The organism is Burkholderia sp. BCC1644, assembly GCF_902833225.1.
In the GTDB taxonomy this organism is placed as follows: Bacteria; Pseudomonadota; Gammaproteobacteria; order Burkholderiales; family Burkholderiaceae; genus Burkholderia.
Genome location: NZ_CADFEI010000001.1, coordinates 753,477 through 768,255, shown reverse-complemented (window position 1 = coordinate 768,255; position 14,779 = coordinate 753,477). Strand labels below are relative to the sequence as shown.

The 14,779-nt window shown below is 67.3% G+C and carries 13 protein-coding genes; 5 read left to right on the top strand and 8 right to left on the bottom strand.

Annotated elements, in window-relative coordinates:
• Nucleotides 1–208: 208 nt before the first annotated feature.
• Nucleotides 209–808, top strand: a complete 600-nt coding sequence (locus HWX87_RS03390; RefSeq protein WP_176045694.1) for a LysE family transporter — start codon at nt 209–211, stop codon at nt 806–808.
• A 30-nt stretch (nt 809–838) separates the two neighbouring features.
• Here the strand turns inward: HWX87_RS03390 and HWX87_RS03385 are convergent, their stop codons facing one another.
• The 6 genes from HWX87_RS03385 to HWX87_RS03360 all read right to left on the bottom strand — a co-directional run bounded on the left by HWX87_RS03385 (nt 839) and on the right by HWX87_RS03360 (nt 5,285).
• Nucleotides 839–2,293 (bottom strand): DHA2 family efflux MFS transporter permease subunit, encoded by a 1,455-nt coding sequence (locus tag HWX87_RS03385; protein ID WP_176045692.1) that lies wholly within the window; start codon nt 2,291–2,293, stop codon nt 839–841.
• Nucleotides 2,290–2,853, bottom strand: coding sequence for an isochorismatase family protein (locus HWX87_RS03380; RefSeq protein ID WP_176045690.1), 564 nt, complete (start codon nt 2,851–2,853; stop codon nt 2,290–2,292). Before HWX87_RS03380 ends, HWX87_RS03385 begins: the two co-directional genes overlap by 4 nt.
• 68 nt (nt 2,854–2,921) lie before the next feature.
• Nucleotides 2,922–3,377, bottom strand: a complete 456-nt coding sequence (locus HWX87_RS03375; RefSeq protein WP_176045688.1) for a MarR family transcriptional regulator — start codon at nt 3,375–3,377, stop codon at nt 2,922–2,924.
• A gap of 73 nt (nt 3,378–3,450) precedes the next feature.
• A complete protein-coding gene (locus tag HWX87_RS03370) occupies nt 3,451–3,684 on the bottom strand; it encodes a hypothetical protein (protein WP_176045686.1) in 234 nt (77 codons plus the stop codon).
• 42 nt (nt 3,685–3,726) lie between these two features.
• On the bottom strand, nt 3,727–4,809 hold the full coding sequence (locus HWX87_RS03365) for a serine hydrolase (protein ID WP_176045684.1): 1,083 nt from the start codon (nt 4,807–4,809) through the stop codon (nt 3,727–3,729).
• 197 nt (nt 4,810–5,006) lie between these two features.
• Nucleotides 5,007–5,285 carry a hypothetical protein gene (locus HWX87_RS03360; protein WP_176045682.1) on the bottom strand — a complete coding sequence of 93 codons (279 nt, stop codon included), beginning with the start codon at nt 5,283–5,285 and terminating at the stop codon, nt 5,007–5,009.
• Between the two features lie 51 nt (nt 5,286–5,336).
• On the opposite strand from HWX87_RS03360, the gene HWX87_RS03355 reads away from it, so the two are divergent.
• Both HWX87_RS03355 and HWX87_RS03350 read left to right on the top strand, forming a co-directional pair.
• On the top strand, nt 5,337–6,212 hold the full coding sequence (locus HWX87_RS03355; protein ID WP_176045680.1) for a LysR substrate-binding domain-containing protein: 876 nt from the start codon (nt 5,337–5,339) through the stop codon (nt 6,210–6,212).
• Nucleotides 6,213–6,285: 73 nt separating this feature from the next.
• The gene (locus HWX87_RS03350) at nt 6,286–6,567 is read left to right on the top strand and encodes a transcriptional regulator (protein WP_176045678.1); all 282 of its coding nucleotides are present in this window, start codon (nt 6,286–6,288) and stop codon (nt 6,565–6,567) included.
• Nucleotides 6,568–6,762: 195 nt separating this feature from the next.
• Here the strand turns inward: HWX87_RS03350 and mgtA are convergent, their stop codons facing one another.
• On the bottom strand, nt 6,763–9,528 hold the full coding sequence (gene mgtA / locus HWX87_RS03345; RefSeq protein WP_176045676.1) for a magnesium-translocating P-type ATPase: 2,766 nt from the start codon (nt 9,526–9,528) through the stop codon (nt 6,763–6,765).
• 715 nt (nt 9,529–10,243) lie between these two features.
• Nucleotides 10,244–11,890, bottom strand: a complete 1,647-nt coding sequence (locus tag HWX87_RS03340) for a S8 family peptidase (protein WP_176045675.1) — start codon at nt 11,888–11,890, stop codon at nt 10,244–10,246.
• Between the two features lie 423 nt (nt 11,891–12,313).
• Between HWX87_RS03340 and HWX87_RS03335 the strand changes: the two genes are divergently transcribed.
• Together HWX87_RS03335 and HWX87_RS03330 are read left to right on the top strand one after the other, a co-directional pair.
• A complete protein-coding gene (locus tag HWX87_RS03335; protein WP_176045673.1) occupies nt 12,314–13,210 on the top strand; it encodes a glutamate/aspartate ABC transporter substrate-binding protein in 897 nt (298 codons plus the stop codon).
• A 300-nt stretch (nt 13,211–13,510) separates the two neighbouring features.
• Nucleotides 13,511–14,758, top strand: a complete 1,248-nt coding sequence (locus HWX87_RS03330) for a multidrug effflux MFS transporter (RefSeq protein WP_176045672.1) — start codon at nt 13,511–13,513, stop codon at nt 14,756–14,758.
• The last annotated feature ends 21 nt before the right edge of the window (nt 14,759–14,779 follow it).

The window sequence follows — 14,779 nt, the reverse complement described above, 5'->3', positions numbered from 1 at the left end:
CTCCGTGCGAGAAAGTGCCGGGTGTGGCACCGTCCACACCGTGCGGCTCTGGCTGCAATGCTAACCCGCGTTTGCTTCCTCGCCGCAGGCCAGCCCTCTACCTCACGCGAAGTCATACTGCCTAATGGCAGGCATAAAAATCTTTCGCTGTTGTAATGGAAAAAGCGAAGGTAAAACGGGGCTTCGATGACGACAACCGGGAGCCGCCGTGCCGCTTCACGACTACCTGCCGCTGATGCTGTTCGTGATGGTATCCACCGTGACGCCGGGCGGCGCGACGACGCTCGCGACCGCGTCGGGTGCGCATTTCGGCTACCGGCGTTCGCTGCCGATGATGACGGGCATCGCGGCCGGTCTGGCGTCGATGGCGGCCGCGGCGGCGGCCGGGCTCGGCGGCGTGCTGCTCGCACTGCCGGCATTGCAGCTCGCGATGAAGGCGGCCGGCTCGTTGTACCTCGTATGGCTGGCCGTGCGCATCGGGCGCGGCGGCAAGCCGCGGCTCGATGCCGCCGTACACCGGCCGCAAGGGTTCGTCAGCGGCGTGTGGATGCTGTGGCACAACCCGAAGGGCTGGGCGATGACGCTCGGCGCGGCCGCGTCGTTCGCCGCGCTTGCGTCCGGTCCGGCACGGCTCGGCGTGTTGCTCGGGCTCGCGTTCGGCGTGGCCGCGATGGCGTCGCTGTCATTGTGGTGTTTTGCCGGGCTCCTGTTCGCGCGCGTGTTGCGCACCGAGCGGCAGTGGCGCTGCCTGAATGCGGGGCTTGGGCTGCTGCTCGTGATTTCGATCGTGCCGATGTGGCTGCCGTAGCGGGGCGGCCGCGCGCGGCGCGCCCCCTGTTCAGCGCGAACCGGCCCGCGCAGCGCCGGCCGGTCGGCCACCTGCGCCGCTCGACCATAGCGGCAGCCACAGCGTCGTGACGAAGCTCGCCGCATGCAGTGCGCACAGCAGGCCGAAGGCCCACGCATACGCGACAGCCTGCGAGCCGCCGGCCGACACCGATTCGGCATGCAGCCGCCACGCGAGGAACAGCGTGCACATCGTCGTGAACGTCGGGCCGCCGAGGCGCTGCACGATATTGAGCGATGTCGTCGCCATCGGCAGGTTGCGGCGTTCCACTGACGCATACGCGGCGGTGATCGACGGCGCGCCGATCGCGCTCTGGCCCATGCCGCGCAGGAACAGCGCCGGTACGAGCACGACCGGGTCGAAGCCGGTCAGCGCGAGGAACACGAACGGCAGCGTCGCGACGAGCGCGAGCAACGCGCCGGCCGCGGCCAGCCGGCGCACGCCGAACCGGCTCGTCAACGCGCCCATCGACGGATAGGTGACGAGCATGCCGAGCCCGAGCGGCGCGAGCAGCCAGCCCATCTCGCCCGGCGAACGTCCGCACGCCTGGATCAGGAATACGGGGATCAGCATCTGGCCCGCATACATCGCGCCGTTCGACAGGAACTGCGTGCCGGCCGCCGCGCCGAACACGCGCGAGCGAAACAGCGCGAGATCGATCAGCGCATGTTCGCCCTTGCGTCGCTCGAAGCGCAGGAACGCAGCGAGCAGCAACGCCGAGCATGCGACCGCGGCGACGCCGAGCGCCGAGCCGATTCGTTCGGCGCCGTACAGGAACAGCACGAGGGCGGGCGACAGCAGCGCGAGGCCGACCCAGTCGAGTTCACGGCGCTGCGCATCGTCGCGGTCGCCGGGCAGGAAGCGCGCGGCCAGCGCGAGGGCGAGCGCGCCGACGGGCAGGTTCACGAGAAACAGCCAGCGCCACGACGCATGCTGCAGGATCGCGCCGGCGACCACCGGGCCGAGGATCGGCGCAAGCAGCACGGGCACCGCCGCGTAGCCGATCACGCGCGCCATCTGCTGGCCGGCGACACGCGCGATCATCATCTGCGCCATCGGCGCGAGCAACCCGCCGCTCACGCCTTGCAGTACGCGGAACGCGATCAGCGACGGCGCGGACCACGCGAGCCCGCACAGCGCCGACGTGAGCGTGAACGCCGAGAAACACCACAGATACAGTGCTTTCGCGCCGATGCGGTCAACCAGCCAGCCGTTCAGGGGCAGCACCAGCGTGAGCGCGAGCAGGTAGCCGCTCGTCACCCACTGGATCGTCGACAGGCTGGCGTGCAGGTCGGTCGCGAGGCTCGACAGCGACACGTTGACGATCGTCGCGTCGAGCTGCGACAGCAGCGAGCCGAGCGTCGCGACCGCGCTGACCTTCCAGATCGACGGATCGACCCGGCCGGCCGCCAGGCCCGGCGCCGGCTGCGTGCGTTTGTCGCTCACGCGCCGCGCTGGTCGAGCAGCGCGACGATGTCCTGCGTCGTGCCGGTCTCGCCGAGGCGCGGGAACAGGCGCTCGATGCTGTTCGCGTGCGCGTCCGCGTTGAGGTCGGTCATCGCGTCGACGGCGAGCGTCACGTTGTAGCCGAGTTCGTGGGCCTGCCGTGCGGTCGATTCGACGCCGATGCTCGTCGCGATGCCGGTCAGCACGATCTGCGTGACGCCGGCCGCCTTCAGGTGCGCGTCGAGATCGGTGCCGGTAAATGCGCCCCAGGTCTTTTTCGTCACGACATGGTCGTTCGGCTGGCGGTCCAGTTCGGGCACGAGTTCGGCCCAGTCGGCCGGCAGCGCGTCCAGGCGCACCTGTTGCTGCGTGCGGCCCGGTGCACCGCCGGCGACGTTGACGAGCACGACCGGCAGGCCGCGGCTGCGGAATGCGTCGAGCAGCGTGCGGGCGTGCGCGATCACCGGCGCGACCGGGTGGGCGGTGGGGAGGGCGGCGATGCCTTTCTGCAGATCGATGACGACGAGTGCCGTGTTCGTGTCGAGACGGGTTGCGCTCATGATGGGGCTCCGTGAAAAAGGGCAGGGAAAGCCGGGCGCGCGGATGCCGCGTGGCGCGCCGGCCGGATTCATTGCTCGCCGATGCGGCGGATCAGCGGGATCGCCGCGGCGAGCGTGCGGATTTCTTCGGGATCGAGCCTTTCGATCGCGGCACCGAGCCACTGGTGCTTCGCGATATGGCGCTTGCGACGCGCGTCGAGGCCGACCGCGGTCAGCTGGAACAGGATCTGGCGGCCGTCGGTCGGATGCGGCTCGCGTTCGACGAGGCCTTCCTCTTCGAGGCTCGCGAGAATCGTCTTCATCGACTGCGGCTTCATGGCCTCGGCGCGCGCGAGGTCGGCGGTCGTCATCGGCCCTTGCTGCTCGAGCCGCGCGAGCGCGCTGGTCTGCGACATGCCGAGCCCTTCGGATTCGATCTCGGAGCGCAGCCGGCGGATCAACTGGCCGACTGCGAGGGTCAGGTCGGCGGCGACGGTGTCGGCGGAAACGCCGGGTTTGCGTGGCGGGTTCATGCGGCGGATCATAGGATACGACAGTTAAACTTGCAAGTTTAACTGTGTAATTTTCCGCCGGATCGTAGCGTGGCCCGGCGTGCGATTACGCGCGGCGCGGGGCGACCGGGACGACTTCGCTGTATTTCGGGGTCGCGTCCTCGTGCAGCAGGTCGCCGAGGTATTGCGCGAGTTCGTCCGCGGCGAGCGCGGACGGAATCTGCAGGTTGGCCGGGCGCCGCTTGCCTTCGACACCGAGATCGAACACGGCCCAGCGGCCGTTCGCGCGCACGACGGCGAGCAGCCTTCCGAAGGCGTTGAAGCGGTATTCGTCCTGCATGGCATCGCTCCCGTCGGGAATGTGCCGTCCGCCTGCGCGTGCTTACTGGATCGAGCAGGACAGCCAGCGGTGGATCTTGAGCGCGTCGCTCGATACGCCCCCACGCGTCGGCGCGCCGAGCAGCACGACCGTCTCGCGGCGGCCGTTTACGCGCATCCGCATCACGACGCCGTGCCCCGATTCGTTGATGAAGCCGGTTTTCTGCAGCCGGATCGGCAGGCGACGGTAGCGGACGAGCGGGTCGGAATTCACGTACACGAGTTCGCCGTCGCCGGGGCGCACGGTGGTCGACGTGTCCGTCGAGAAATAGCGGATCAGCGGATCCTGCGCGGCCGCGCCGACGAGCCGCGCGAGATCTTCCGCCGTCGACACGTTGTGCGGCGACAGGCCGGTCGGCTCGCGGAAGTGCGTATGGCGCATGCCGAGCCGGCGCGCTTCGCGGTTCATCGCCTTGACGAACGCGGCGCGACCGCCCGGATAGTCGCGGCTCAGCGCGGCGGCCGCGCGGTTCTCCGACGACATCAGCGCGATATGGAACATGTCGCGGCGCGACAGCTCCGAGCCGACCTGCAGGCGCGAGCCGGTGAACTTGATCGTGTCGCGATCGTGCGCGGTGACGCGCAGCACGCCGTTCAGCGGACGATCGGCGTCGCGCGCGACGACGGCCGTCATCAGCTTCGAGATCGACGCGATCGGCCGCACGGTGCGGGCGTTGCGGGCCAGCAGCGGCGTGCCGGAATCGACGTCGAGCACGTAGGCCGCGCGTGAATGCAGCGACCCGGCCGCACGCGGCGTGTAGCCGCAACTGGCGAGCAGCTTCGGTTTCGCGGCCGGGCGTGGGTGCACGGCGGTCGTGCGCTTCGCGCGCCGCTGCTGCGGCGCGGGTGCGGCATGACGTTTGACGGCTTGATGCTTCACGCGCGGGCGGCGATGCTTGACGGCTTTTTTCTTGCGATGGGGCTTCTTCTTGACGGCCTTCGAGTGCGCATGCGGCTGGGCGTGTGCGGTGCGATGCGGTTGCACGCGTTGCGCGGAAGCATTCGCGGCAAACGCGAGCAGCAGGAACGAGAGGGCGAGGATGAGGGTGGTCCGGGCGCGAGGCAGGCGCGCGATGAGGCCGGTCAAGCGAAAGTCTCCTTTTCACGCGCGATGCGGCTGCGCGGAATGCATGGGCGGTCAGCGGGTGCGGGAAATTATACGGTCGATCGCGTGGCGATGACGATGGGATGAGTCGCAATGACGCGTGATGCGGGAGGATTCGGAGCGTTTTCGTCCTGCCTGCCGGCGGTGCGCGCGCGGTGAAGGCCGGGTGCGCGTGCCGTTCAGCGCGGCCAGTTTCGCCGCGACACGACCGCAAAACTGATCGCGATCGAGCCTGTCACGGCCCGCGGCGGCGGGGCTTCGATCGCATCGCCGAAGCGGAACCGGCGGCTGCGTCCGTCGGCGCGTTCGGCACGGCGTTTCGGTGCGCGCGCATCGGGTGCGGCTGCGTGTTCGTTTGCGTCCGCGCCATCGCATGACGGCTCGACCACACAATCAACGGCTTGATCGAAAGACATGGCAGTGAACTCCGGGAAGGGCATGCCCGTATTGAACGTCACCCCGTTCGATCAGTAAAATGAATATTTCGATCGAAACGATTCCTTTCAAGAATGGAACTGAAACTGCTGCGCACGTTCCTGACGGTCACCGAGCTGTGTCATTTCAGCCGCGCGGCCGATGCGCTGCACATGAGCCAGCCGGCGCTGAGCAAGCAGATCGGCGCGCTCGAGGCGAGCCTCGGCGGCAAGCTGTTCGAGCGCGGCCGGCACGGCGCGGAGCTGACGCCGTTCGGCGAACGCTTCCTGCCCGATGCGCAGGCGCTCGTGCGCGACGCCGACGAGATCCTCACGCGCGCACGGGAAGCGACCAGCGGGCAACGCGGGCATCTGCGGCTCGGCATCTGCCTGTCCGTGCTGACGCTCGTGCCGAAACTCATCGCCGAGTTCCGGCGTCGCAATCCGGGCATTGCGGTCACGCTGAGCGACCTGTCGTCGTCCGAGCAGACGCGCCGGTTGCGCGCAGGCAAGCTCGACGCGGGTTTCCTGCGTCTGCCTGCCGATGAAGGATTGTCGTCGTTCAAGGTGATCGACGAAGCGCTCGCGCTCGCGGTGCCGCCGCATCTCGGCTTCAAGCGCGTGCCGGCCGACCTCGACGTGCTCAACGAAATCGGCTTCATCGCGCTGCAGCGTGCGCGCGGCGCGGGGCTCGCCGCGCAGATCGACCGGTGGTGCGTCGAGCGCCGCTTCGTGCCGCACGTGACGCAGCAGGCGGAGGACGTGCAGTCGGTGCTGACATCCGTCGCGGCTGGCGTCGGCGTCGCGTTCATCCCGTCGAGCGCGCGGTTTCTGCTGCGCGATGCCACGGTGCTGCCGCTCGACGGCCGCGACGCGAAGTGGCGCGTGGGGCTCGCATGGTTGTCCGATCGCGACGATCCCGTCACGAAGCATTTCGTGTCGTTCATGCGCACCGCGCTCAAGGGCGCGTGACGCGGCGTATAGTGTCCGCGATTGCCTTTTCCGAATGAATGCCGGCCCGGCGCCGGCCGACGAACCCGAACCGATGACTTCAGAATCCGACGACTCCCCGCTCGATCCCGCACTCGTTGCGACGCTCGCGACGCTGAACGAGGCCGCGAACGATCCGGCCGGCAAGACGTGGTCGCTGCCGAAGATCGCGAAGCGCACGCAACTGCCGATGAGTACGCTGCGCCGCGTATTGACGCAGCTCGACGCCGCGGGCCTGAGCGCGACGACGCTGAACGAAGACGGTACCGGCAGCGCTGCGCTGACCGACGAAGGGCGCGCGGTGTGCGCACAACTGTTCGGCGCGAACGATGCTTGACGAATGAAGGCGGGCCGCTGATGCGGCCCGTCGTGTCGTGGCTCGGCGCATGCATCGCGCCGTGTCGTCGCTGACGAGTGGAAGGACGCTTTGCCGTCACATTATCCGTAGCGTGTCGTGAGCGTGCCGGCCCGCGGCATGGCGCGGGCCGGCACGTCGTCCTCCGGACGGAATCGGTACGGCTTCAGGACGGAATCAGAACCACTGCTTGTAGCGGCGCACGTAGATCGTCTTGACGATCTGCGCGAGCACGATGTAGCCGACCATCGTCGCGGCGAGCCACAGCCAGTAGGTGTTCGGCAGGTGCATGAAGCCGATCGCTTCCGCGAACGGCGAGAACGGCAGCCAGCAGCCGATCGCGATCGCAGTGAAGGTCGACAGCAGTACCGGCAGCGACGCCGTGCTCTGCAGGAACGGGATCTTCTGCGTGCGCAGCAGGTGCACGACGAGCGTTTGCGACACGAGACTCTCGATGAACCAGCCCGAGTTCATCACGATCTGGCCGCCGGTACCGCCGTTCAGGTGGTACAACGCGCCCGCGCCGAACACGGTCCACATCAGGATGTAGGTCGTGATGTCGAATACCGACGACGTCGGCCCGACCCACAGCATGAAGCGGCTGATGTTGCCGGCTTCCCACTTGCGCGGCTTCTTCAGGAACTCGGGATCCATCTTGTCCCACGGCAGCAGCATCTGCGACGTGTCGTAGATCAGGTTCAGCACGAGCAGCTGGGTCGCGAGCATCGGCTCCCACGGCAGGAACGCGCTGGCGACGAGCACCGAGAACACGTTGCCGAAGTTGGAGCTGGCGGTCATGTTCAGGTACTTCAGGATGTTGCCGAACGTCTCGCGGCCCTTGATCACGCCTTCCTCGAGCACCATCAGGCTCTTTTCGAGCAGGATGATGTCGGCGGTTTCCTTCGCGATGTCGGCGCCGCTGTCGACCGAGATGCCGACGTCGGCGTCGCGCAGCGCGGGCGCATCGTTGATGCCGTCGCCGAGGAAGCCGACCGTGTGGCCGTTCGCCTGCAGCGCCTTGACGATGCGCGCCTTCTGCAGCGGCGTGAGCTTCGCGAACACGGTCGTGCGTTCGACGACCAGCGCGAGCGTTTCGTCGTCCAGCGCCTCGATTTCCGCGCCGAGCATCGGCTTGCCGGGTTCGAGGCCGACCTGGCGGCAGACCTTCATCGTGACGGTCGGGTTGTCGCCCGTCAGCACCTTCACCGCGACGCCGTTTTCGCGTAGCGCGGCGAGCGCCGGTGCGGCCGATTCCTTCGGCGGATCGAGGAAGGTCAGGAAGCCGCGCACGACGAGATCGTGTTCGTCGGCGGTGCGGTACTGCGCACGCTCGTCGCCGCGTGCGATCGTGCGCGTCGCGAGCACGAGCACGCGGAAGCCGTCCTCGTTGTAGGCAGTGGCCTGTTCGAGCAGTCGTTTGCGCGCGACGAAGTCGAGCGGGCGCACGCCGTCTTCATCCTGAACGTGCGTGGAGACGGCCAGCATTTCCTCGACCGCGCCCTTGCAGATCAGCAGGTGCGTGCCATGCCGGTCCTCGACGACGACCGACAGGCGGCGCCGCACGAAGTCGAACGGCAGTTCGTCGATCTTCTTGTAGCCTTGCGGCTTGACGCGTTCGCCGATCTCGTCGGCGCGCGCGACGACCGCGATGTCGATCAGGTTCTTCTGGCCGCTCTGGTGGAAGCTGTTCAGCCAGCCGAGCCGCAGGATTTCCTCGTTCTTGTGACCGGACAGGTCGAGGTGGTGTTCGAGGATGATCTTGTCCTGCGTGAGCGTGCCGGTCTTGTCGGTACACAGCACGTCCATCGCACCGAAGTTCTGCACCGAGTTCAGTCGCTTGACGACGACCTTGCGGCGCGCCATCGCGACCGCGCCGCGCGCGAGGTTCGCGCTGACGATCATCGGCAGCATCTCGGGCGTCAGCCCGACGGCCACCGCGAGCGCGAACGTGAGCGCGCTCAGCCAGTCGCCCTTGGTCAGCCCGTTGATCATGAACACGATCGGCACCATCACGAACATGAACTTGATCAGCAGCCAGCTCACGCTGGCGACGCCGCGGTCGAAGCTCGTCTCGATGCGCTTGTGGCTCACGACGTTGCGCGCGAGCGAGCCGAAGTAGGTGTCCTCGCCGGTCGCGACGACGACGGCCGTCGCGGTGCCGCTGACGACGTTGGTGCCCATGAAGCAGACGTTCTCGAGATCGAGCAACGATGCCGACGTATCGGTCGCCGCACCGGTCGTGCGCGTGCCGGCGGATTTGCCTGCCACCGCGCCGAGCGTGTCGTATTTCTCGACCGGCAGCGCCTCGCCGGTCAGCACGGCCTGGCTGATGAACAGGTCGCGCGACGCGAGCAGGCGCACGTCCGCCGGAATCATGTCGCCGGCCGACAGGTGCACGATGTCGCCGGTCACGACCTCGCGCATCGGCACCTCGCGGCGGGCCGGCTCGGACGTGTCGGTCACCGCGCGCTGCACGGTCGCGGTCGTGCGGACCATCGCCTTCAGCTTCTCGGCCGCGCGCAGCGAGCGGAATTCCTGCACGAAGCGCAGCAGCGCGCTGATCGTGACCATCGTCAGCAGGATCGTCATGCCGACATAGTCGCGATCGTCGGGCGCCGCGAACCAGACGTCGGTGCAGAAGCTGATCGCGGCCAGCACCAGCAGCACGTAGACGAACGGGTTGTGGAACGAGAGCAGCAACTGGCGGGTCCAGTGCGGCGGCTTGTCGTGCGCGATCTCGTTCGGGCCGTAGTGCTGCAGGCGGTCGGCGGCCTGGTCGTAGGTGAGGCCGCGCGTGCTGGTGTGCAGCGCCTTCAGCGTGTCTTCGAGCGGCCGGGCCGCTTCCTGCGCGGCGCGCATGGTGAGCGGCTCGTTCTGCTTGCCGGCGCCGGTCTTGATGAAGCCGCGCTGTTTCTTCTGCGAGGTGTTGTGTCGTGTTGTCATGTGTCGCTCCTTGCGCACGAGGCGGCGGGCGGGGAGCGACCGTGACGTTATCGACGCACGAGCGCTCCCCGCCGCGTCGCGTCAGGCGCGATCGGCTGTGGATCGGTAAAGGCGGGAACGCTCGCCGGCGCGCGTGATGCGGTCGGCGTGTGGATGCGCAGCGTCGCACCGGCGAGCGGTAATCGACTACTGTCGTCTGAGTTCATCTGCACTCCTGTCGGTTGCGGATAGTCGGCACGGGCGATCGGAAGCCGCGCACGCACGAGGGCGCGCGGCCGGACGGCACGCGAACGGAGGGCGCACGCGGCTGGCGCCGCGCGCAACGCGAACGCACACGCGCGACGGCGCGTCGCGTGCATTCGACAACATCGAAAAATTCGGCGGGAGATCGGGCCCGTAGTCTGGCCGGAAGGACGCCGCATCCTGCTTCCCGGGATGCGGCAGAAGACGAGGCTCTGCGCGTTTTCCTCAGGCAGCAGTCAAGTTGGTCAAGCACCAACTACAACTCGCATCGGTGTTCACAGAACACTCCATGTAATTAGACGGGAGCGATGGTAATGGCTCGCTGTGCGAAGCGTCAACCCTTTTGTCAGGCGTTATTTCGAGATGCGTAACCGGGGCATGCGGGCGCACGGAATCGCGGGAAGGCCGATAACGAAACGGCCGCGCGCACGTCATGGTGGCGTGCGCGCGGCCGCGTCGAACCGGGTGCCGGTTACAGGTTTGCCGACGCGACGGCGGCCCCTGCATCGAGGATGCCCGAGCCTGCCGGCATCGCGGTGCACGACGTGCCGGCTGCCAGCTTCGCCGCGCGCGTGCCGCCTTGCAGCTTCTGCTGGATCTGCGCGGGCGTCAGGTTGCCGTTCACCGACAGCATCAGTGCGGCGACGCCCGTCACTTGCGGCGTCGCGAGGCTGGTGCCGTTCGCGAGGCCGTAGGTGTCCGAGCCAGGGGTCGTCGTGCCGGTGTTCGACGTCGACAGGATGTTGACGCCCGGCGCGCTCAGCGCGACATCGGCGCCGAAGTTGCTGAACGATGCGCGTCGGCCCGTCGCGTCGGTCGCGCCGACGCTGATCACGCCGCGGCAGTTCGCGGGCTGGTCGAGCCCGGTCGACAGGCCGTCGTTGCCGGCCGCGACGACGACGGTCACGCCCTTCGCCGTCACGTCGTCGATCGCCTGCTGGAACGTCGCGCTGCATGCGCCGACGCCGCCGAGGCTCAGGTTGATGACCTTCGCGGGCCGCGGGTTGGTCGGGACGCCGTTGACGGCGATGCCGGCTGCCCAGCGCATCCCGTCCGCGATGTCGCTCGTCACGCCGCCGCACTTGCCGAGTACGCGTACCGGCAGGATCTGGCCGAGCCACGACACGCCGGCGATACCGGTGCCGTTGTTGGCGGTCGCACCGATCACGCCCATCACGCGCGTGCCGTGCCAGCTGCTGTCGCTTGGCTGGCTTGCGCAGTGATAGTACGGGCCGTTTGCGTTGTCGAGTTCCTGCTGCGTGACCCAGTCGCCCGGATCGGTGGCGTCAGGGCTGCGCGTCAGGCCGTTGTTGCTGGTGTTGACGTTGCTGATGAAGCTGTAGCCGGACAGCAGGTTGCCGACGATGTCGGCGTGCGGCCGGTAGCCCGTGTCGAGCACGGCCGTGACGACGGTCGGCGAACCCTTGGTCACGTTCCAGGCGGGCGGCAGGTCGATCCCGGCCGTCGGATCGGACAGGTACCACTGCTGGCTGTAGAGCGGGTCGCTCGGCGTGTCGCGCACCTGCATCGGGTGATCCGGTTCCGCGTAGTCGACATCGCTGTCGGCCGCGAATGCCTGCGCGAGCGCGGCGGCGTCGGTCGCCGCCATGCGCTGGCCGAGCGACAGCACGGCTGCGCCGTTCGAGATCGTCCGCTCGACCTGCACGTTCACCGGCGCTTGCGCGACCGTGCTCGCATAGGCGCGCGCGCTGCCGGTCACCGGTGCCGTCCAGCGCGTCATCGAGCGCTGGATGACCGCGTCGAGCCGCGTCCCGTTGTCGATGGCGGCCATCGCACGCGTGGCCGTCAGCGTCTTCAGCTTGACGATCAGGTGATCGACGGGCGGCTCGACCGGTGCCGTCTGCGCGGCCACCTGCACGGCGGCCTGCTGCGTGGCGCACGCATTGCTGCCGGTGGTGGCGGGTGGGGTCGTGGGGGTGGTCGGCGTGGGGGACGGCGTCGGGGCCGGTGCAGCGTTGGAGGAGGAAGGGTTGCTGCCGTCGCCGCCGCCTCCGCCGCAACCGGCGAGGGGTAGCAGGGCGGCGGCGGACAGCATGCCGGCGAGCATGCGCGCGTGTGCGGAGCGCGCCAGCGCAGAATTGAAACGTTTGGCTCTCATGTTGAAACTCGATCCTCGTGGATAACCGTCGTGCCGGCGGTGGCGCTGGTCCGGCTGACCCGGACCTTGTCTTTTTTTGTCTGACGGTTGCAGCAAGGTTGCTGCGACGCGCCATGCACTGGGTAACGGCCTGCGCGGCGGCTTCTTGAGTACGTTTCACGAGAAAAACCGGGGTTGCCGCAAACGATTACGTTGCTGCCTTGCGGCATGAACGCGCGTTTGGAACGCGTGACACAGAGGATGGGGGCGAGTCCGCGCGCGGCCGGTCAGCCAGACCTGCGGCGCGGACGCGATTGGCGCGGCACGGAAAACGTCTTTCACGGCGCGGCCGGGGTGGAAGGTTGTTTACGCTTTCCCTGATGCGACGCGAATATTGTCGGGCGTAGGATCGCGATTCGATCAACGTTTCATCAGGAGAAAAGCATGGATCGCCGCTTCCGTTTGCTGGCTGTCGCGCTGTCCTGTGCGCTGGCGGGCGCCGCGCACGCGCAGGCCCTCACCGGTACGCTGAAGAAGATCAAGGACACGGGCGTCGTGTCGCTGGGCATTCGCGAATCGTCGGTGCCGTTCTCGTATTCGGACAACCAGCAGAAGAACATTGGCTACTCGCGGGATATCGCGTCGCGCATCATCGACCAGTTGAAGACGGAGCTGAACGCGCCGAACCTCACGGTAAAGGAAATTCCGATCACGTCGCAGAACCGGATTCCGCTGCTGCAGAACGGGACGATCGATTTCGAATGCGGCTCGACGACGAACACGCTCGAACGGCAGAAGCAGGCCGCATTTTCGAACAGCATCTTCTTGTACGGCATCCGCTTCAGCACGCGCAAGGATTCGGGCGTGAAGGACTTCACGGACCTGGCCGGCAAGACGGTCGCGACAACGGCCGGTACGTCGGACGAGCGCCTGTTGCGCAAGCTCAACGAAGAGAAGGCGATGAACATGACGATCATCAGCGCGAAGGATCACGCCGAAGCGTTCATGAACGTCACGACCGGGCGTGCGGTGGCGTTCGTGATGGACGAGCCGCTGCTGTACGGCGAGATCGCGAAGGATCGCAACCCGGGGGCGTATACGGTGACAGGCACGCCGCTCGTCCACGAGAACTACGCGTGCATGATGCGCAAGGACGATCCGGCGTTCAAGCATGTCGTCGACGGCGTGATCGCGAAGATGCAGACGTCGGGCGCCGCCGAGAAGCTCTACAACCAATGGTTCACGCAACCGATTCCGCCGAAGGGCGTGAGCCTCGACTACCCGCTGTCGGCGGAGATGAAGCAGCTGTTCAAGAATCCGACGGACCAGGCACAGTATTGATCCGGTCGTCGCAATGAAAAGCCGCCGGCGGGGGCCGGCGGTTCGGGAGCGAGGCGAAACGCGCCGGATGTCGAGTTGAAGACGGACACGCGTGGGGGCGGGCCGTCACGATGACGGAACCATCCTGGAGCACGCATTTCAGGATGTGCCGCAATCGACATTCAACCGCGCCTGCGCCATGGGAATCCTGTCGCCCGATGCAACAACAGGCACAATACGGGATTCGCCACGATCGCACGCATGTTCGCAATTCGAACATTTGCGGCGCGTCACTGCTGCCCGAGATTCTTCCCAGTCGTCATGAACGCCACGCTCAACTCCGCGCGCGAGTCGAATTCGCCGCGCTTCCTGCTGTTCCTGATCTGCCTGTTTTCGTCCGCCGGCCAACTCGCCATCGATATCTACGTACCCGCGCTGCCCGACATGGCACGGTCGTTCGCGACCACGCCGCAGGCGATCCAGTCGAGCGTGTCCGGCTACATGGCGGCCTATGCGCTCGGCCAGCTGATCTTCGGCCCGATCGCCGACGCGTACGGGCGCAAGCGCGTGCTCGCGTTCGGGCTCGTGATCTACACGATCGGCTGCCTGCTGTCGCTCGGCGCGACGAACCTCGAGACGTTCATCCTGGCGCGCTGCCTGCAAGGATTCGGGATCGCGACCACCAACCTGCTCGCGAAGGCGATCATCACCGATTCGTTCTCGGGCCAGGCGCTGATGCATGCGTTCACGTACATGTCGATCGCGTGGGGGCTCGCACCGATCATCGCGCCGGTGATCGGCGCGCACCTGCAGGAATGGTTCGGCTGGCGCGCGTGTCTCGTGTTCCTGCTGGTGTACTCGCTGGCGATGTGGGCGCTGCTGTGGCACTACCGTGAAACCTTGCCGAAGCCGGTGCATCTCGAGCCGCGCACGCTGATGACGAATGCGGGCAAGGTCCTGGCGAGCCCGGTGTTCCAGAGCTGCTTCCTTGCGCAGGGTCTGTGCTACAGCATCCTGCTCGTGTTCAACATCGTCGGGCCGTTCATGGTGCAGACCACGCTGCACAAGCCGCCGACCTTCTTCGGCTACCTCGCGCTCGGGATCGGCCTGATGTATTTCCTCGGTGGTCTGTCGAACCGGATTCACGGCCGCGGGCTGCCGAGCGCCGAGCAACGGCTGCGCATCGGCGCGCGCGTGATGGCCGGCGCATCGGTCGCGATGCTGGTGCTCGCGCTGACCGTCGGCCTGCGCGTGTGGACGCTCGCGACGCCGGTGCTCGTGATGGGCTTCTGCGCGGGTGCGATGTATCCGACGCTGATGGCCAAGGGCAATTCGCTGTTTCCGCATATCGCCGGGCTGACGAGCGCGATCCTCGGCTGCGCGCTGCTGCTCGTGTCGTCCGCGATGATGGGGCTGGCCGGTTTCGTGTCGATCCATGTGCTGACGCCGCTTGCCGTATTCTTCGTCGCGCTGTCGTTCATCGTCGTATGGATGGTGACGAAGCTGCTGCGCTACCTGTCGCAGCAACAGGCCGCGCCCGTGGTGTGCGGGAGCGGGGAGGCCGCGTAAGCGCTGTCTGCCGACCACCCC